Origin of the sequence: Micromonospora sp. NBC_00330, from assembly GCF_036136635.1 — a bacterium.
Classification (GTDB): Bacteria; Actinomycetota; Actinomycetes; order Mycobacteriales; family Micromonosporaceae; genus Micromonospora; species Micromonospora salmantinae.
The window spans coordinates 1,465,359-1,485,472 of the sequence record NZ_CP108012.1; the positions used below are offsets into that span (position 1 = coordinate 1,465,359).

Consider the following 20,114-nt stretch of genomic DNA (forward strand, 5'->3'; position numbering starts at 1 on the left):
GCCGAAAGATGAAGATCGTCTCTGTCGACACACTGGTCGTCGACTTCTACCGTACGAACCTCGTCATCGTGCGGGTCCACACCGACGAGGGGATCGTCGGGCTCGGTGAGGCCACCCTGGAGGGCAAGGAACGTGCCGTCCAGGGGGCCATCGCCGAGCTGGCCGAGGCGGTGGTGGGCCTGGATCCCACAAGCATCTCGAAGATCCTCTACGAGACCGCGCGGGACTGGTACTGGCGCGGCGGGCCGGTGATCATGACGGCGTTGAGCTCGCTGGAGATGGCCCTCTGGGACATCTCGGCGCGCGAGCTCGGCGTACCGGTCTCCCGGCTTCTCGGCGGCGCGACCCGCGACCGGGTCCGCGCGTACGCCAATGGTTGGTTCTCCGGCGCCGTCACGCCGGAGGACTACGCGGCCGCCGCGCGCCGGACTGTGGAGTCGGGCTTCCGGGGCCTCAAGTGGGACCCGTTCGAGAACTACGACCTGACCATCACCACAGCGCAGTTGGACCGGGTGCTGGCCCAGATCGACGCCGTCCGTCAGGCGGTGGGCCGCGAGGTGGAGCTGTTCGTCGAGGGGCACGGCCGCTTCGACGTCCGCCACGCCATCAAGGTGGCCAAGGAAATCGCCCAGTTCGACCCGGTGTGGTTCGAGGAGCCCTGCCCACCGGACAACCTCGACGCGCTCGTCGACATCCGTCGCGCGTCGCCGGTGCCGATCGCCGCGGGGGAGCGGTGGTACGGGCGGCAGGGCTTCGCGCCGGCGCTGGCCCGCCAGGCGGTGGACTTCGTCCAGCCCGACGTGACGCACGCCGGCGGGATCGCCGAGTTGGCCTTCATCTCCACGCTCGCCGCGACCAGCTACGTGGGCTTCGCGCCGCACAACCCGAGTGGTCCACTCAGCACCGCCGCGACGCTGCAACTCGGGGCGACGCTGCCCAACTTCCGGTATCTGGAGATCATGGCGACCGACGTGCCCTGGCGTCCCGAGATCACCAACGAGCGGCTGGTGCTGACCGACGACGGCGACATCCTCATCCCCACCGGGATCGGCCTGGGCATCGAGGTGGATCTCACCGCGGTCGAGCAGCATCCGTTCACACCGCACCCGCTGCGGATGTTCCAGGACGCCGTCTTCGACATCCGTCCCCGCGACGAGCGGTCCTTCTTCAACCTGGAGAGCCACTCATGACGCTGCCACGGCCACGAGGGTCGGCCGCGGACTGGGTCGGCACCGCCGCCGAAGCGTTGCCCGACGATGCCGACAGCGTCCTCGTCGGCCGGATCTGGGACCCGTCCGGCGACGGCCCCTCACCGGTGACCGTCCGCGACGGCGAGGTCATCGACATCAGCCACCGGTTCCCGACCGTCCGCGACATCTGCGAGCTGCCCGATCCCGCCGCGACGGTGGCCGGGCTCGACGGGCCGAGGGTGGGCGATTTCGCTGAGATTCTGGCCAACACGGGGGCGGCGACCCGCGACCGTGGCCGGCCGTGGTTGCTCGCGCCGGTCGACCTCCAGGCGCTCAAGGCCGCGGGCGTGACCTTCCCGATCTCCATGATCGAGCGGGTGATCGAGGAACGGGCGCGGGGAGACCTGGCTCTGGCGGCGGACATCCGGCACCGCATGCTCGCCGACGTCGGTGTCGACCTGCACAGCCTGCAGGCGGGCTCGCCGGAGGCGGCTCGGCTCAAGGGTCTGCTGGTCGCCGAGGGCATGTGGAGCCAGTACCTGGAGGTGGGCATCGGTCCGGACGCCGAGATCTTCACCAAGGGACAGATCCTCTCCGCCGTCGGCACCGCCGTTCCGGTCGGCGTGCTCGCCGCGTCGACCTGGAACAACCCGGAACCCGAGGTCACGCTCATCGTCCAGTCCAGTGGCCGGATCGTGGGCGCCACCCTCGGCAACGACGTGAACCTGCGCGACATCGAGGGCCGCTCGGCGCTCCTGCTTCCCCTGGCGAAGGACAACAACGCCTCCTGCGCCCTCGGCCCCCTGATCCGGCTCTTCGACGACCGGTTCGGCATGGATCGGGTACGCGAACTCGAGGTGCGCCTGGAGGTTCGCGGCGAGGACGGTTTCCACCTGGAGGCGGTCTCGGAGATGACCCAGATGTCGCGTGATCCCGAGGAGCTGGTCCGGCAGCTGATCGGGCCGCACCACCACTATCCCGACGGCGCCGCCCTGATGCTCGGCACCATGTTCGCGCCCATCCAGGACCGGGACCGCCCCGGTGAGGGCTTCACCCACAAGGTCGACGACGTGGTACGGATCAGCTGCCCGGCGCTCGGCACCCTGGTCAACCGGGTGCGGCACGCGGAGGAGTGCGAGCCCTGGCACTTCGGCGTCCGCGATCTCATGGGCAATCTGGTAAGGAGAGGACTGCTGTGAACGTGGTCAGCACTGTCGATCCGCGCGACGGTCAGCGTCGCGCGACGGAACTCACCGAGACCGACGAGTCTCGACTGGAGGTGATCGCCGGTCAGACGTCCCCGGCGGCGCAGTGGCTGGCCGCGCGCGGGAGGCTCGGCCGCGCGGAGTTGCTGGACGCGATCGCCGCGTCGCTGGAGTCCCGTCGGGTGGATCTGGTCGCTGCCGCCGAGGCGGAGACCGGGCTGAGCCACGCGCGACTCGACGGGGAACTCACCCGGGCGGCGCTCCAGTTCCGGATGTTCGGCGAGGTGCTGCGCGACGGAGCGTACGTCGAGGCCACCATCGACCACGCCGCCGACACACCGCTCGGCCGCGGCCCGGACCTGCGGCGGATGCTGGTACCCCTCGGACCGGTAGCGGTCTTCGGGGCCAGCAACTTCCCGTTCGCCTTCTCGGTCGCCGGCGGTGACACGGCCGCGGCGCTCGCCGCCGGGTGCCCGACGATCCTGAAGGCCCACCCGTCGCACCCGCTGACCTCGCACGCCTCCGCCGCCGCGATCGAGTCGGCCGTCCGCGACCTCGGCGGGCCCGAGGGTGTCGTCGCGACCGTGTACGGGGAGCAGGCCGGTCGCGCGCTGGTGCGCCACCCGGCGATCCGCGCGGCCGCCCTGACCGGCTCGGTCAACGCCGCCCGCGCCATCCAGGCGGCCATCGACGAACGACCCGACCCCATTCCCCTGTACGCCGAACTGAGCAGCGTGAACCCGATCGTCGTCCTGCCCGACGCGGCCGCCGCCCGAGCGGACCAGATCGCCGAGGGGCTGTTCGGCTCCTTCACGAACTCGGGCGGTCAGTTGTGCACCAAGCCCGGCCTGGCGTTCGTTCCGTCAGATCCGGGTGGTGACGGCCTGGTCGACGCGCTGCGGGCCAGAGTCGACGCGTCGGGCGGCACCGTCCTGCTCAACGAGCGCATCCGGGACGCGTACGAGAGCCGCTCCACGGAGTTCGAGCGGGCCGGCGCCCGGGTGTCGGCGCGGCCCACTGTCGAACCAGGGGCGGGCTTCACAGTGGCACCGACCCTCCTGGAGGTCGACCTCGCCGGTCTGACCGCCGAGATCGCCGACGAGTGCTTCGGCCCGCTCCTGGTCGTGGTCCGCTACGACGACGCCGCCCACCTCGACGCCGCCCTGGCCACCGTCCCGCCGTCGCTGACCGGTTCGCTCCACAGCGGAGCGGGCGACGACGCCGACGTCGTCCGCCGACTCGTCGACGTGCTCTCCGCCCGCGCGGGTCGCATCGTCTTCGACGGCTACCCCACAGGCGTCCGGGTGTCGTGGGCCCAGCACCACGGTGGACCGTGGCCGTCGACGAACGCCGTGCACACGTCGGTGGGCGCCACGTCGATCCGACGGTTCCTCCGCCCGCTGGCGTGGCAGGACGCCCCGGCCTGGGTCCTCCCGGAGGAGTTGCGCGACGAGTACACCGCCATTTCCCGGCGAGTCGACGGGAGGTTGCAGCCAGCGGTCGAATAACGGCGTCTGCCGGTTGCTCCCGGGCGCGTTTCCGGCCACCTGCGACTGGCGCGCGAATTCCTCGACGACATTGCCCCGACAGAGAATTCGCGCGCCAGTTGTCAAGGTGCCGCTGAAGCGCGCCCGAATTGTTTGGACGCGATTATCCGTTGCGATTTCCGTCTTGACCGTCAATGCAATTCATGGTTGTGTTTTCGACAGGGAACGATGTTAGCGCTCGCATAGCTGCATCGCTCGTTACTGGTATCCCTTCACCTCACCATCGAATGGTCGGTCGGCCGCTCGGTGCGGTCTGACCACACGCCGAAGAGGGAGCAGGAACATGCCCGTCGCACCTCCCCGTCCCCGGACGCCGGCACCGACACGCCGGCTGCTGCTCGCGCTGCTCGCCGCCGTCACCGTGACGGCCGGAACGCTCGCCGCCCCGGCGGCCTCGGCGGCACCGCCCGCGCCGCTGGGCCCGACCGTCACCCGCGCCGACAAGCCCCCGACCGGGTACACCGTCACCTTCCGGTACCGGGCGCCCGAGGACGTTCAGCAGGTCCACGTCTACGGCGACTGGTTCTACTCCCGACCGGAGAACATCGACTGCCAGGACTGCGGCGACGCGCGGCCGCCCGCCGAGTGGCAACCCGGCGACGTCGCGGCCACCCCGTGGCACACCCAGGCCATGCGAAAGGGCCCCGACGGGGTCTGGACCTTCACCACCCCGCTGCCGGCGGGCACCTTCCGCTACGCGTTCACTCACGACTGCGCCAACGAGCTCGCCACCGGCTGTGTCCTGTACGACGACCCGGCCAACCGGTGGCAGATCCAGCCGCAGTACCCGGGAGCGCCCGGCGCGGTACGCAGCACGATCTACGTCCCGGCCAGTCGGAAGTTCCCGACGTACGACACCGGTTACCAGGCGCCGGTGGCCAGGGTCGGCCGGCTGGAGTCCCGGCGGTACACCTCGCCGCTGTCGACCAACCCGGCGGGAGTCCACGACATCGTCGTCTACCTGCCGCACGGCTACGACCCCAACCGGGCCACGCCGTACCCGACCCTCTACCTGAGCCACGGCAGCGGCGACCACTCGACCGCCTGGACGATGCAGGGCGTGGCCCACCTCATCCTGGAGAACGCGATCAAGGACCGTGCGGCGCAGCCCATGGTGATCGTGTCCACCGACTTCAACGGCCTCCCCGGTGGCAACGAGGGCTACGTCGACGAACTACGGAACAACATCTTCCCGTTCGTCGAGCAGAACTACCGCGTCTCGACCCGGGCACAGGACCGCGCGTTCGCCGGCTTCTCCGCAGGCGGCAGCCGGGCGTACACCATCATGTACAACCACACCGACCTGTTCGGCTACCACGCGGCCTGGAGCGCGGGCGGCCCGGCAGCCACCCAGGCCCAGGTCGACAGCATGAAGGCGGTGGCCGGCGGCATCATGATCGGCACCGGGCTCCAGGACCGGCTGGGCAACATCGCCGAGAACTCGCAGCGCAACGCCGCCGCCCTGCGGGCCGCCGGCGTCGAGCTGGACGAGTACAACGTGCCGGGTGTGCACACCTGGCACGTGTGGCGTCCGCTGCTGAACCACTACCTGCGTACCCTGACGTTCCGGGCCACCACCACCGATCTCGACGTCACCACGTCACCGGCGGGCCCGTCGCACCACACGAGGGTCACCGCCACCGCGACTGTCAGCACGGTCAGCACCAGCACGGCTTCACCCTCCGGCACCGTCGACTTCTACGCGGGTGACACGCACCTCGGGTCGGCCCGGGTGCAGCACGGCGTCGCCCGGCTGAAGAAGACACTCCATGGTGAGCTGAACGCGCCGGTGGTCGCCCGCTACCAGGGCGACACGCTCTTCAACGACTCCCACAGCTCCCCGGTCGACGCCCGGTAGTCCCAGGCTGGACCCCGTACTCCCTGTGGTGGGGAAGCCCCCGGCCGCGCACCCCTGGTGATTGCCAGGGTGTGCGCGGCCGGGGCACGCCCGGGACCGTTCGTCAGCCGGTCACACAGTCGTGTCGGTGGCGCGCAGGCGCAGCATGGTCCAGGACGCCGGCGGAAGAATCAGCTGGACGCTGGCGTCGGCGCCGCGTGCCGTGCCGTTGGGTCGCGGCGCGGCGTGGTCCGGACCGTCGGCGGTGTTCTTGGCGTGCAGGTCGGTGCCGCCGACGGTGACGCACTCGATGATGTCGCTGACCTGCGCGCCGGCGACGTCGATGGTCACCTCGGCCGGAGTGTCGAGGGCGCGGTTGACGAGGAAGACGGTCATCTCCCCGGTGATGTCGTCCCAGGTGGAGACCGCGTCGACCGCGTCGACCTCACCGTAGCGGTCGGTGGTCGTCGTGCTGCCCTCGCGCAGCACGTCCAACACGGTGCCCTGAGCGTGCCGGGCGGTGCGGGCGAAGGGATGGAAGATGGTCTGCCGCCAGGCCGAGCCGCCCGTCTCGGTCATGATCGGCGCGATGACGTTGACCAGTTGGGCCTGGCAGGCCGCGCTCACCCGGTCGCTGTGTCGCAGCAGGCTGATGAGCAGACCGCCGACGACGACCGCGTCGGCCACGCTGTAGTGATCCTCCAGCAGCGGCGGCGCGACGGGCCAGTCCTCGCCGCTCGGCGGCGTGGACGGGGCGGCGGACTGGTACCAGACGTTCCACTCGTCGAACGCGATCATGATCTTCTTGGTCGACCGACGGATCGCTCCGACCGAGTCGGCGATGGCGGTGACGGCGTCGATGTACCTGTCCATGTCCTCGGCCGAGGCGAGGAAGCTGGCCAGGTCGTCGTCGACCGGCTGGTAGTACGCGTGCAAAGAGATCAGGTCGACGTCGTCGTACGCCTCGGTCAGCACGTCGCGCTCCCAGCTGCCGAAGGTCGGCATACCGAGGTGTGAGGAGCCGCAGGCGACGAGTTCGAGATCGGGATCGAAGCGGCGCATGGCCTTCGCCGTCTGCGCCGCCAGCCGTCCGTACTCGGTCGCGCTGCGCTGACCCACCTGCCACGGGCCGTCCATCTCGTTGCCCAGGCACCACAGCCTGATCCCGTACGGATCGACGGCGCCGTTGTCGCGGCGCTGGTCGGCGAGGTGGCTCCCACCGCGGTGATTGGCGTACTCGAGCAGGTCGACGGCCTCGGCGGTGCCACGGGTGCCGAGGTTGACCGCCATGATCGGATCCACGCCAGCCTTGCCGACCCATCGCATGAACTCGTCGAGCCCGAACGCGTTGGTCTCCATGCTGTGCCAGGCGAGGTCGAGCCTCGCCGGCCGTTTGTCGACCGGGCCGACGCCGTCCTCCCAGCGGTAGGAGGAGACGAAGTTGCCGCCGGGATAGCGGACCGTGGTGACGCCCAACTCGCGCACCAGCTCAAGGACGTCGCCCCGGAAGCCGTCGGCATCGGCCGTCGGGTGCCCCGGCTCGTAGATTCCGTTGTAGACGCAGCGACCCAGGTGCTCCACGAACGAGCCGAAGAGTCGACGCGGCACCGGTGCGACGCGTCGGCGGGGGTCCACTGTCAGGCGGGCCGTGTTCACGCCGTTCTCCGGCGCGCTGTCGAGGTGGGTGTTCAGGGCTGGCTCCCTTCGTGCAGGTCCGACGTCGGCAGCACTGCCCGAGCGCCGGGACCGGGGGTGGTGGAGGCACTGTGAGCTCTGGACAACGTGATCGACCTCGATTACGTTGTCGATCTATGTAAACGTTACCGATTACGTTTACGTAAGGGAACACGACGCCTGGATCAATGTCTGGCCGGCATCCCCCTCGGGTCCTGCCGCCCCGGCCGAAAGACCAGCTTGTCGCGGTGATTGGGGTGACCGGATGACCACTGTTGAGCCGGAGACCGAGGCGACCTACACGGATGCGACAGCGCCCGTCGACGAACGGGTGTCGGATCTGTTGGCCCGGATGACCCGCGAGGAGAAGCTCGCGCAGCTGGGCAGCACCTGGGCGTTTTCAGTGCTGGAGGGCGGACGGTTCGCGGCCGAGCGGGCCCGGCCGATCCTTCGACACGGCCTGGGGCACGTGACCCGCATCGCGGGCGCGACCAGTCTGAAGGCGGCGCAGGTGGCGCGGGCCGCCAACGCGATCCAGCGCTTCCTGGTCAGCGAGACCCGGCTGGGCATCCCGGCGATCGTGCACGAGGAGGTCTGCTCGGGGGTCATGGCCCGCGAGGCGACCATCTTCCCGCAGGCGATCGGCGTCGCGAGCACCTGGGCGCCGGAGCTGAACCGCCAACTGGCGGACGTTGTTCGCGCACAGATGCGCGCCATGGGAAGTCACCAGGGGCTCTCGCCGGTGTTGGACGTGGTGCGCGACCCACGATGGGGCCGGACGGAGGAGACCTACGGCGAGGACCCGTACCTGGTGTCCCGCATGGGGGTGGCATTCGTCCGGGGCCTTCAGGGCACCGACCTGACCGACGGCGTTCTTGCCACCGCCAAGCACTTCGTCGGCTACGGGGCGTCCGAGGGTGGGTTGAACTGGGCGCCGGCCCACCTGCCGCCGCGCCTGCTGCGTGAGGTGTACCTGTATCCGTTCGAGGCGGCGGTCCGCGAGGGCGGGCTCCAGTCGGTGATGACCGGCTACCACGAACTCGACGGCGTCCCGTGCCATGCCAACCCCGAACTCCTCGCCGACGTCCTGCGCGGGCAGTGGGGCTTCACTGGCAGCGTGGTCTCCGACTACTTCGGCGTCAACGACCTCCACTCGTACCACCACTTCGCGCAGGACAAGCAGCAGGCCGCGACGGTGGGCCTCGGCGCGGGCGTGGACGTCGAGCTCCCGGCGACGGACGCGTACGCGGACGCCCTCACCCGCGCCCTGGACGCCGGCGAGGTCACCGAGGCCCGGCTCGACGAGGCGGTCGCACGGGTCCTTCGGCACAAGATCGAACTCGGGCTCTTCGAGAACCCGTACGTCGACGAGGACGCGGCCTCGACGTCGGCGAACGCCGAGCGGCACCGGGGCGTGGCGCTGGAGATCGCCCGCCGCAGCCTCGTCCTGCTCAAGAACGACGGATTGCTGCCGCTGCTGGCGGGCGCCGGAACCGTCGCTCTCATCGGCCCGAACGCCGACGACGCCCGACACCTGCTCGGTGACTACTCGTTCGCGGCCCACATCGAGTCGTTGGTCGCGGCACGCAAGCGGCGCGGCCTGCTCGGCGAGATGATGACGATCCCGGACGATCTGGAGATCGACGAGAGCATCGACGGTGTACCCACGGTGCGCGACGAACTCGCGGCGCGGCTGGGCGACCGGCTGCGCTTCGCCCCGGGTTGCGACGTGCTCGACCCGTCGACCGAGGGGTTCGCCGAGGCGGTAGCGGCCGCCGCGGCGGCCGACGTCGCGGTGCTGGTCCTGGGTGACCGCTCGGGACTGACGCCCGGGGCCACCACTGGCGAGTCGCGGGACCGGTCCAGTCTGGACCTGCCGGGCGTGCAGGAAGAACTCGTCCGTGCCGTCGTCGCCACTGGCACGCCCGTCGTGGCAGTGCTCGTCGCCGGCCGACCGGTCGGCAGCGACTTCCTGCACGAGGAGTGCGCCGCGGTGCTGATGGCCTGGTTGCCGGGGGAGACCGGGGCGCGGGCGATCGCCGAGGTGCTCCTCGGTGAGGTCAACCCGAGCGGAAAGCTGCCGATCTCGTACCCCCGGAGCGTCGGCCAGATCCCCGTCTTCTACGGCCACAAGGTGTCCGGCGGGCGGTCACACTGGCATGGCGACTACGTGGACTCGCCGGTCGCGCCGCGATACGTCTTCGGCCACGGCCTCGGGTACACCTCGTTCATGATCGAGGAGGCCACGCTGGAGAGCGCCGAGGTCCGCGCCGGGGACAGCGTCGGTGTCGAGGTCACGCTCACCAACACCGGGCACCGGGCGGGGGAGCAGGTCGTGCAGCTCTACGTCCGCGACCCGCAGGCCACGATCACCCGGCCGGTGCTGGAGCTGAAGGCCTTCGCCCGCGTCGAGGCCGCCGCCGGCCAGCGGGTGGCGGTGCGGTTCGCGCTCCCCACCGGCCAGCTCGGTTTCTACGACCGGAGCATGACCTACGCGGTGGAGGCCGGGCAGATCGAGGTGTACGTCGGCTTCTCGGTCGCCGACCACACCCATGCCGGTACGTTCGTCATCGGTGCGGACCCGGACCGGCCGACGTCGAAGGTCTTTACCGGGACCGCCGAGGTTCGGCGGCTGTGAGCGTTCACCCGGGAACGGGGAATGGTTCTTGACGGAGCGTGCCGTTCTGTTGTCAACGGGTGGCACCAACGCGGAAACCGGACCCACTTCGACCCCCGGCAGAGGATGCCGATTGCGTTATCCGCAACGGCATCCGAGGGTCAATCGCGCTCTTGCGAGGGTCCAGTTAGGACGTTCTTCTCGGTGGTCGGGTAAGGACGAAGAGGTCTTGTGTTCGTAATCGTTCTCAGTTACGTTGGCAACATCCTGGAAACGTAACCGATAACGATTGCAGTCCAGAGAGAGCGGCATGATTGAAGCCAATGCGCCGGTAACAATGAGTGATGTCGCCCGAGCTGCTGGCGTTTCCACAGCCACCGTCTCGCGCGTCGTCAACGGGCATTACGGCGTCAGCGCTCGCACTGTCGCTCAGGTGCGCTCCGCCATCGAGCAGCTCGGCTACGAGTCGAGTCTGGTGGCCACCAGCCTTCGACGCAGCCGCACCAACGTTCTGGGCCTCGTGGCGCACAGCTTCCAGTCGTACACGGCGGAAGTGCTCAAGGGTGTGATGAAGGCGCTGAGCCGATCGGGCTTCGATCTGATCATCTACGCCAACAGCGACCTCTACGGGTCGTATTCGGAGGGTTGGGAGCAGCGGCACCTGACCCGACTGTCGGGCACCCTCACCGACGGGTGCATCGTCGTCACGCCCTGGGGTGATTTCCGGACCCGGGCGCCGGTCGTGGCCATCGACCCGGTGCGGGGCTCGACGGCGCCCTCGGTGATCTCCGACAACCTCACTGGCGCCACCACCGCTGTCGAGCACCTGCTCGGCCTGGGTCATCGGCGCATCGGGTTCATCGCCGGCCGCGACAGCCTGGCCTCGGCCTGGTCCCGGGAGGAGGGCTACCGGGCCGCGCTGGCCACCGCCGGGGTCACGGTCGACCCGACGCTGATCGGCCGAGGAGATTTCAACCCCGAGTCGGCGACTCCGCTGGCGCGCGTCCTGCTGCAACGACCGGACCCGCCATCGGCGATCTTCGCGGCGAGCGACGGGATGGCCCTCAAGGTTCTGGAGGTCGCCAGGGAGTTGGGGTTCTCGGTGCCGGGGGACCTGTCCGTCGTGGGGTTCGACAACATCCCCGAGTCGGCGTTGACCAAGCCGGGTCTGACCACTGTGGACCAGTCGATGTATCAGCTCGGGTACGAGGCCGCGCGGATGCTGAAGTCGCTGGTGACCGGTGAGTGGGACGAGCCGAGCCAGATCGTGCTTCCGACCAGCCTCGTCGTGCGCGACTCGACCGCACCGCCGAAGAGCGCGGCACGACCATGACATCAGCCCATGGGTGCACGAGCCTGATCGCTCCCGACAGAGCGGTCAGGTCAGGTGTGCCGGTGGCAGCGGCCTGAAGGAGGTGCAGGCAGCACAGACGGCCAGATCCACAGTTGAGTTGAGCCGGTCAGGCGGGTCGCATCCGCTGCCGGCACATGAAAGGAGTGGAGTGTGACTACCGAACAGTATCACGGGCGCTTACGCCGTCTGGGCGTACGTCGGCGGCTCTCGGCGGCGTTCACCGCCGGGGTCATCGCCACCGCGGCGGTGCTCATCGCGCCGCAACCGGCGGCGGCGGACACGCCGTGGCTGGACGTCTCCGCGGACCGCTACGCCACGTTCGCCGTCCCGGCGGCGTACGTCCAGGAGAACCTGGGCACCGTCTCGCAGGTCGTCGTCGAGGGAAACTTCGGTCCGTCGGCCAGCTGGGCGGAGTTCGGTCTGACCCGTCGGGGTGACGTGTGGTCGGGTGTTCTCGGCGCGTTGGAGCCCGGGTTGTACAACTACCAGGTCACCGCCGACGACACCTTGACCATCAAGGACCCGACGAACAGCACCAGTGTCGCTTCCAACCCGCTCCTGAGCACCTTTCTCGTCGCTGGTGACTCGGCGCGGTGGCTGCTCGACGCGCCGGCCGGCACCGGCGGGAAGATCGAGACGCTGACCTATCGGACCACTAACGCGCAGCGCTCCGCCCTGGTCTGGACGCCACCTGGTTACGCGGCCAAGGGCCCGAAGGGATACCCGGCGCTCTTCCTGCAGTCGGGTGACGGTGTGGCCGCCACCGACTGGCTCGACCTCGGCCGATCCAAGCAGATCCTCGACAACCTCTCGGCCGCCGGCGCCATGAGCCCGATGGTCGTTGTGATCAACAACGCCGACGTCGCGGACGACAAGGAGTTGAAGGACCTCCGGAAGGCGGTCACCGACAACTACCGGGTCCTTCGCGATCCGGCGCACCAGGCGATCGCGGGTGTGTCCGACGGTGGCACGCAGGCGCTGCGGGCCGCGCTCACCAAGCCGGGTCAGTTCGGTCACGTCGGTTCGTTCTCGGGCACGTCAGCGCCGGAGATCGACCGCAAGGACGCTAAATCGATCAACCGCGGCGTCAAGCTGCTGCGCCTGTACACGGGCAACGTCACCGATCCCGCGTACAACCCCACCTACCGGCTGACGAAGGCGTTGGGCCGAGCCGACGTCCGGTTCGAGTTCGACGGGGTCAACCCCGACGGCGGCGCGACCTGGACCACCTGGCAGGAGAACCTCGTCGACTTCGTGCCGCGGTTGTTCCGGCACGTGGCCGACCACGGGCCGAGCCCCGGTCACCAGCCGCTCAAGCGGGAGTTCACCCCGCCGCCGGCCGGCACCACCCCGACGCCCTTCGTCAGCGAGGACGGGTTCGTCACCTTCGAGACCACCACGGACTTCACTGACGCTCAGCACGTCACGGTCTGGGCGAACGTTGCGCCGGGCGGCAGTTGGTTGCGCCTGCCACTGACCCGCGACGGTGACCGGTGGCGGGCCACCGTTGGCCCGCTGAAGCCCTGGTTCTACTACTACCGGCTGATCGTGGACCGGGTCGCGGTCAAGGACGCCTCCAACCCGACAACTGTCACCACCGAGCCGATGTGGAGCACCTTCCTCATCCCCGGGCCGGGTGCCCGGCTGCTGTCGGACGTCCCCGCCGGCCGCGGCGGAACAGTTGAGAACATGACCTACGCCAGCACGGTGGCCGGCCAGGACCGCACCGCGCTGGTCTGGACCCCACCGGGTTACGACCCGGGCCGGGCGCAGCCGTACCCCGTCCTCTACCTCCAGCACGGCAGTGGCCAGAGCTACACGGACTGGGTCGAGATGGGCCGCGCCAAGCAGATCCTCGACAATCAGTTCCTCGACGGCGACCTGACGCCGATGGTCGTCGTGATGGGCAACGGCAACTCGTCGAACTTCAACCGGGAACTGCGGGAGAACATCGTTCCGACGGCCCGTGCCCGCTACAACATCTCCAGCGATTCGTCGCAGCAGGCCCTCGCCGGCCTGTCGATGGGCGGCGGGCAGGCGTTGGGCGTCCTTCGGGCCTACCCGGGCGAGTTCGCCTACGTCGCCGCGTTCTCGGCTGGTTTCGGCAGCGGCACCGGCGTCGACGTGGCGGCGATCAACAACGGCACCAAGATGCTGCGCCTCTACGTCGGTGACCAGACCGACTTCGTGTACCCGAGCTTCATGACGTCGCTGACCACGTTGAACAACCTCGGTATCCGCTACGAGTTCGACGGGGTCACCCCCGGGCCGCACGGCTGGGACGTGTGGCAGAAGAACCTCATCGACCTGGCGCCCCGTCTGTTCAAGCGCTAGGAGCCTTCGCCGGCGACGCCACCGGGAGCAGGGTTTCCTGCCCCCGGTGGCGCCCGCCAGCGCATGGATGCAGTGCACCGCCATCGCCGAAGGGAACCATCTCAATGAAGAGAAGACGAATACTCGCCACGGTAGCCATGCTCGCGGCGGGGGCCGGCCTCGTCGCCTGCTCCTCCGACGAGGGCGGCAGCGACGCGAGCAATTGCACGAACACCATCACCAAGCAGAACGTGCCGGTCGTGACGATGTGGGGCTGGTACCCCAACACCCAACTCGTCGTCGACAACTTCAACAAGCAGCACGACGACGTACAGGTCTGCTGGACCAACGTCGGCCAGGGCAGCGACGAGTACGACAAGTTCCAGACCGCCATCTCGGCAGGCACCGGCGCACCTGACGTGATCATGGTCGAGGCGGACCGGATCCCGACGTTCCAGATCCAGGGCGCTCTCGTCGACATCAAGCAGTACGGCTTCGACGCGGTCAAGGCCAACTACGGCGAGGGCGCCTGGAAGGACGTGTCGGTCGGCGACAAGGTCTACGGCGTGCCGGTGGACGGCGGCCCGGTGGCGATGATCTACCGGAAGGACATCTTCGACAAGTACAAGATCACGCCGCCGAAGACCTGGGCCGAGTACGAGCAGGCCGCCCAGAAGGTCAAGGACGCCGGTGGCCCGCTCTTCGGTGACCTCGGCGCGAACGTCTCGGCGCTCACCATGGCGCTGCAGATCCAGAAGGGCGCCGCGCCCTTCACCTACGACCCGGCGCAGCCGAAGGCGATCGGGGTGAAGCTCAACGACCAGGCGTCCAAGGACGTGCTGGACTACTGGGGCGGCCTTGCCAAGAAGGGCCTGGTCGGTACGCAGGACCAGTTCACCCCGGAGTACATCTCCGGCGTCATCAACGGCAACTACGCGACGTACATCTCGGCGGCCTGGGCGCCCGGCTACCTCACCGGCGCCGGCGTCGGTAAGGGGCAGGACACCGGCAAGTTCGCTGTGGCGCCGCTGCCGCAGTGGGACCCGGCCAACCCGGTGCAGGTCAACTGGGGCGGGTCGGCCTTCTCGGTGACCAAGCAGGCGAAGAAGCCGGAGCTGGCCGCGAAGGTCGCCTACGGGCTCTACGCCGACAAGGAGTCGCTCACCGACGGCTGGACCAACCAGATCATCTTCCCGCTGAACCTCACGGCGCTCAAGGACCCCGCATTCGTCGACCTGAAGGTGGCGTTCTTCAACGGCCAGCAGGCGAACAAGGAGGTCTACCTTCCCGCCGCCGAGGCCTACAAGGGCGTCGCGTACGCCCCCTTCGGTCAGTACTACCTCGACGCCATGACCAAGCAGGTCAGCGAGATCATCAAGGGCTCCGTCACCGGTTCGCAGGCTGCCGACCGGCTCCAGGAGGACGTGGCGAAGTACGCCAAGGAACAAGGCTTCACCGTTCAGTGACCGGATGGGTGGGCCGCGCCGACACTGGCCGGCCGGCCCACCCGCCCCCCTCAGCGTCCACGTCCCGGAGACCAAGATGACATCCCTGACCGAGAAGCGCGCACCGCGTACTCAGCCTGAGACGCGCAAGATCCGTGGCAAGGTGCACCTCCGCGAACACCTGATGGGGTGGCTCTTCGTCGGGCCGTTCGGGATCGTGTTCCTGGCGTTCCTCATCGCACCGCTGGGGTACGCGCTGTACCTCAGTCTCTTTCAGAAGAAGCTGATCGGCGGCACCAGCTTCGTTCTCTTCGACAACTACGTGAAGGCCTTCACCGACCCGAGTTTCCTGTCCGGGGCGTGGTTCGTCATCCGCTTCTCGCTGGTCTCGATCCCGCTGCAGATCGTCATCGCGCTCGCGCTGGCCCTCATCCTGGACTCGGTGACGACCCTGTTCGCTCGCTTCTCCCGCCTCATGATCTTTCTGCCGTACGCGATCCCCACAGTCATCGGGGCCGTGATGTGGGGGTTCCTCTACAGTCGGGGCTTCGGCCCGCTCACCGACATCTTCGGGCTGTTCGGCGCCACAGCACCCGACTTCCTGAGCAGCGACCTGATCTTCTACGGGCTGCTCAACGTCGTCACCTGGCAGTGGGCCGGTTACTACATGATCATCCTGTACGCGGCGTTGCAGGGCGTCGACCCGACGCTCTACGAGGCGGCCCGGATGGACGGCGCCGGGCGGTGGCAGATCGCGACGCGGATCAAGATCCCGCTGATCGCGCCCGCCCTGATCCTCATCCTGGTCTTCTCGCTCATCGGCACCCTGCAGTTCTTCAACGAACCGCAGATCCTGCGATACCTCGCCGCGGGCACGATCGGCTCGGACTTCACCCCGAACATGTACGCGTACCAACAGGCGTTCTCGCTCGCCAACTTCAACTACGGGTCCGCGATCTCCTTCGCCCTCGGCGGGATCGTGTTCATCTGCGTGTACGCCTTCCTGTTCTTCACCCGCAAGCGGAGGAGCTTCCTGTAGATGACCGACCACACCAGCGTCCGCGCCGGCGCCCGCCGACCGCAGCGCTATCTCCCCCTTCAGATCCTCCTCGGCTTCCTGGTGATCTACTTCCTCGTACCGTTCTGGTGGGTCATCGTCAACAGCTCCAAGGACGCGCCGGGCCTGTTCGGCGGCGGCAACACCCTCTGGTTCACCGACCAGATCGACTACCTCGGTAACCTGCGGCAGCTCTTCACCTACGACGGTGGCATCTACCTGCGGTGGATGCTCAACTCCACGCTCTACGCCATCGCCGGCGGCATCGGCGCCACAGTCCTGGCGGTCATGGCCGGCTACGGGTTCGCCAAGTACCGGTTCGCCGCCCGACGCTTCAGCTTCGCCATCGTGCTCGGCGCGCTGATGGTGCCCGCCACCGCTCTGGTCATCCCGACCTTCATCATGTTCTCCCGGCTCGGCCTGACGAACACGGTCTGGGCGGTGATCCTCCCGTCGCTGCTCAACCCGTTCGGCGTCTACCTGATGCACGTGTACGCGCGTGACGCGGTGCCCGACGAACTCCTGGACGCGGCGCGGGTCGACGGCGCGGGAGAGGTACGGACGTTCCTTCAGATCGCTCTTCCGCTGATGCGTCCCGCGGTGGTCACCGTGCTGCTCCTGTCGGCCGTGGCGTCCTGGAACAACTACTTCCTGCCGCTGGCCATGCTCTCCGACAACCGGCTCTTCCCGGTCACCGTCGGTCTCGGCCTCTGGCAGGGGATCGCGTCCGCGAACAACGCGGGAACCACCTCGCTGTGGAGCCTCATCATCCTGGGTTCCCTGGTGTCCGTGATCCCGCTGATCATCGCGTTCTTCAGCCTGCAACGACACTGGCGCGGCGGCCTCTCCGTCGGAGGTCTCCGATAGGCGGCGCCACCAGCCAATCCACCACGGGCATTGATCGCCGCCGCGCAGGACGCGGCCGGACGGATGACAGAGAGGTGTGCTGATGTCGACGACGAATCGACCGCTGCGCAGCGCGCAGTGGTTCGGTGCGGAAGGCCGCAACGGGTTCATCCATCGGTCCTGGATGCGCAACCAGGGTTTCGCCGACGACGTCTTCGACGGTCGTCCGGTGATCGGCATCGCCACCACGTGGTCGGAGCTGACACCCTGCAACGCCCACCTGCGCGACCTCGCCGAGTCGGTGAAGCGGGGCGTGTGGGAGAGCGGGGGCCTGCCGCTGGAGTTCCCGGCGATGAGCCTGGGCGAGCCGCTGATGCGACCCACGACGATGCTCTACCGCAACCTACTGGCGATGGAGCTGGAGGAGTCGGTCCGCGCCAACCCGCTCGACGGGGTGGTGCTGCTCTCCGGCTGTGACAAGACCACCCCCGGCCTGCTGATGGGAGCGGCGAGCGTCGACCTGCCGACCCTGATGCTGACCGGCGGCCCGATGCTCAACGGCAAGTTCCGCGGCCAGGACATCGGCTCGGGCACCGTCGTCTGGCGCTTCACCGAGGAGATGCGGGCCGGTCGGATGACAGCGGCCGACTGCTCCGAGGCGGAGGTCGGCATGTCCCGCAGCCGTGGCCACTGCATGACGATGGGTACCGCGTCCACGATGGCCTGTGTGACCGAGGCGCTGGGTGTGCAGCTGCCGGGGGCGGCCGCCGTGCCGGCGGTCGACTCCCGGCGGTACGCGCTCGCGCAGGCCGCCGGACGCCGGATCGTCGCCATGGTCGAACAGGACCAACGGTTGTCCTCGGTGCTCACCAGGCAGGCGTTCGAGAACGCCGTCCGGGTGAACGCCGCCATCGGCGGCTCCACCAACGCGGTCGTACACCTGCTCGCGATCGCCGGACGCCTCGGTGTTCCGCTGTCGCTGGAGGACTTCGACACCCTCACCGCCGACGTGCCCATGCTCGTCAACCTCATGCCGTCCGGGATGTACCTGATGGAGGACTTCGCCTACGCGGGCGGCCTTCCGGTGGTGATGAAGGAACTCGCCCCGCTGCTGCACATGGATCACGTCACCGTCAGCGGCAGGAGCGTGGCGGAGAACGTCGACGGCGCCCAGTGCTGGAACCGGGACGTCATCGCCACCATGGAGGAGCCGTTCCAGCCCGCCGGCTCGGGCACCGTGGTGCTGCGGGGCTCACTCGCGCCGTCCGGGGCGGTGCTGAAGGTCTCCGCCGCCTCCGCCCACCTCCTCACGCACACCGGTCCGGCGCTCGTCTTCGACCGGATCGAGGAGTACGTCGTCGCCGCCGACGACCCGGACCTCGACGTCACCCCCGACACGGTGATCGTCGTGCGCAACGCCGGACCACGTGGTTACCCCGGCTTCCCGGAGGTGGGCAACGTGCCCATGCCACGACGGTTGCTCGCCGACGGCATCACGGACATGGTGCGGATCTCCGACGCTCGGATGAGCGGCACCGGCTACGGCACCTGCATCCTGCACGTGGCACCGGAGGCGTCAGTGGGTGGCCCGCTCGCGCTGGTACGCACCGGCGACCTGGTCTGCGTCGACGTGACGACGCGCCGCCTGGACCTCCTGGTCGACGACGTCGAACTGGCCCAACGCCGCACCGCCTGGCAGCCTCCGCAGCCGGTGGCCGACCGGGGCTGGGTACGGCTCTACAGCGAGCACGTCCTCCAGGCGGACAGCGGCGCGGACCTCGACTTTCTCGTCGGTGGCAGCGGCAGCGCGGTGCCCCGTCACTCACACTGACGGCCACGATCGGACGAAGCCCACGAGGAACTGATTCCATGGAAGAACGGACGGCCCGCCAGTGCGAGTTCACGCAAAGGCCGCTGTGACAGCGGCCGACCGGCCTCCGGTCATGGCCGACGTCGCTCGCCTGGCGGGCGTGTCACATCAGACGGTGTCCCGGGTCATCAACGGGGCGCCCAGCATCAGGCGCGAGACGCGGGAGCGCGTCCTCGAGGCGATCCGACGACTCGACTACCGCCCCAACACCGCCGCCCGCGCGCTGGTGCGCGGACGGTCCGGGATGATCGGCATCATCGGCACGGCCAGGACGCTGTTCGGTCCGACGAGCATCCATCGCAGTGTCGAGGACGCCGCCCGCGCGGCCGGCTACTTCGCCACCTCGGTGAGCCTCTCCGAGGTGACGGTACGGGCGCTCAGCGACGCCACCGAACACCTCATGCGCGTCGGCGTGGAGGGTGTCGTGATGATCGCCGGCAACGACGAGGCCCTCGAGGTGGTGCGGATGACGCGCTCGGGTGTCCCCTTCGTCGTCGTGGAGGGCGATCTGTCCAGGGCCAGCGTGACGGTCGGCGTCGACCAGGTGCTCGGCGCCCGGATGGCCACCGAGCACCTCCTCGACCTCGGGCATCGAGAGATCGTGCATGTGAGCGGTCCGCTCAACTGGGCGGAGGCCCGCGCTCGCCTCGAAGGGTGGCGCCAGGCGATGACTGCTGCGGGCCTACGCCCGCCGGAGCCGATCGAGGGGGACTGGCGAGCGCACAGCGGCTACGCCGCCGGGCTGCGGGTCGGCGCGATGCGCGCGACCACCGCGGTGTTCGCCGCCAACGACCAGATGGCCATCGGTGTACTGCGTGCTTTGCACGAGCGTGGGCGGCGGGTGCCGCACGACGTCTCCGTCGTCGGATTCGACGACGTGCCCGAGGCGCCCTACCTCATCCCGCCGTTGACGACGATCCAGCAGGATTTCGACGCGGTCGGTCGGCGGGCCATCACGGCGGTCACCCAGGCCATCGACGACACGGTGCCGCAGCGTCTGCCGCTGGTCGTCCCCCAGCTCGTGGTGCGGCAGAGCACGGCGGCGCCGCCGACCGCTACCTGAAAAGCCGACGATCTGGAGGGGCTGCCCGCCGACGGGCGGGAGCCCCAGCGTGTGGCCGGGGCTCCCGCGACGTCGATGGCGCTCCGGGCGAACGAG

At 69.0% G+C, this 20,114-nt stretch carries 13 protein-coding genes; 12 read left to right on the forward strand and 1 reads right to left on the reverse strand.

Annotated features, from left to right (window positions below):
* Positions 1-8 precede the first annotated feature (8 nt).
* From OG598_RS06480 to OG598_RS06495, 4 genes are all read left to right on the forward strand, one after another.
* Positions 9-1,190, forward strand: coding sequence for a mandelate racemase/muconate lactonizing enzyme family protein (locus OG598_RS06480; protein WP_328653511.1), 1,182 nt, complete (start codon positions 9-11; stop codon positions 1,188-1,190).
* The gene (locus tag OG598_RS06485) at positions 1,187-2,389 is read left to right on the forward strand and encodes a fumarylacetoacetate hydrolase family protein (protein WP_328653512.1); all 1,203 of its coding nucleotides are present in this window, start codon (positions 1,187-1,189) and stop codon (positions 2,387-2,389) included. The genes OG598_RS06480 and OG598_RS06485 overlap by 4 nt, the downstream gene beginning before the upstream one ends.
* Positions 2,386-3,903: an aldehyde dehydrogenase family protein gene (locus tag OG598_RS06490; protein ID WP_328653513.1), complete on the forward strand. Its 1,518-nt coding sequence runs from the start codon at positions 2,386-2,388 to the stop codon at positions 3,901-3,903. Before OG598_RS06485 ends, OG598_RS06490 begins: the two co-directional genes overlap by 4 nt.
* Positions 3,904-4,225: 322 nt before the next feature.
* Positions 4,226-5,800 carry an alpha/beta hydrolase-fold protein gene (locus OG598_RS06495; protein WP_328653514.1) on the forward strand — a complete coding sequence of 525 codons (1,575 nt, stop codon included), beginning with the start codon at positions 4,226-4,228 and terminating at the stop codon, positions 5,798-5,800.
* Positions 5,801-5,911: 111 nt separating this feature from the next.
* Here OG598_RS06495 and arfA read toward each other — a convergent pair whose 3' ends face one another.
* Complete coding sequence (arfA, locus tag OG598_RS06500; RefSeq protein WP_328653515.1) at positions 5,912-7,435, reverse strand: arabinosylfuranosidase ArfA; 1,524 nt, start codon at positions 7,433-7,435, stop codon at positions 5,912-5,914.
* A gap of 283 nt (positions 7,436-7,718) precedes the next feature.
* Here arfA and OG598_RS06505 point away from each other — a divergent pair, with 283 nt between their 5' ends.
* The 8 genes from OG598_RS06505 to OG598_RS06540 all read left to right on the forward strand — a co-directional run bounded on the left by OG598_RS06505 (position 7,719) and on the right by OG598_RS06540 (position 20,018).
* A complete protein-coding gene (locus OG598_RS06505) occupies positions 7,719-10,091 on the forward strand; it encodes a glycoside hydrolase family 3 N-terminal domain-containing protein (protein ID WP_328653516.1) in 2,373 nt (790 codons plus the stop codon).
* Between the two features lie 316 nt (positions 10,092-10,407).
* The gene (locus OG598_RS06510) at positions 10,408-11,403 is read left to right on the forward strand and encodes a LacI family DNA-binding transcriptional regulator (RefSeq protein WP_328655286.1); all 996 of its coding nucleotides are present in this window, start codon (positions 10,408-10,410) and stop codon (positions 11,401-11,403) included.
* 171 nt (positions 11,404-11,574) lie between these two features.
* On the forward strand, positions 11,575-13,758 hold the full coding sequence (locus OG598_RS06515) for an alpha/beta hydrolase (RefSeq protein ID WP_328653517.1): 2,184 nt from the start codon (positions 11,575-11,577) through the stop codon (positions 13,756-13,758).
* Between the two features lie 104 nt (positions 13,759-13,862).
* A complete protein-coding gene (locus tag OG598_RS06520) occupies positions 13,863-15,203 on the forward strand; it encodes an ABC transporter substrate-binding protein (protein WP_328653518.1) in 1,341 nt (446 codons plus the stop codon).
* A gap of 76 nt (positions 15,204-15,279) precedes the next feature.
* Complete coding sequence (locus OG598_RS06525; protein WP_328653519.1) at positions 15,280-16,221, forward strand: carbohydrate ABC transporter permease; 942 nt, start codon at positions 15,280-15,282, stop codon at positions 16,219-16,221.
* Positions 16,222-17,106, forward strand: coding sequence for a carbohydrate ABC transporter permease (locus OG598_RS06530; protein WP_210781498.1), 885 nt, complete (start codon positions 16,222-16,224; stop codon positions 17,104-17,106).
* Positions 17,107-17,188: 82 nt separating this feature from the next.
* Positions 17,189-18,916, forward strand: a complete 1,728-nt coding sequence (locus OG598_RS06535; protein ID WP_328653520.1) for an IlvD/Edd family dehydratase — start codon at positions 17,189-17,191, stop codon at positions 18,914-18,916.
* Between the two features lie 112 nt (positions 18,917-19,028).
* A complete protein-coding gene (locus OG598_RS06540; RefSeq protein ID WP_328653521.1) occupies positions 19,029-20,018 on the forward strand; it encodes a LacI family DNA-binding transcriptional regulator in 990 nt (329 codons plus the stop codon).
* Positions 20,019-20,114: the final 96 nt, after the last annotated feature.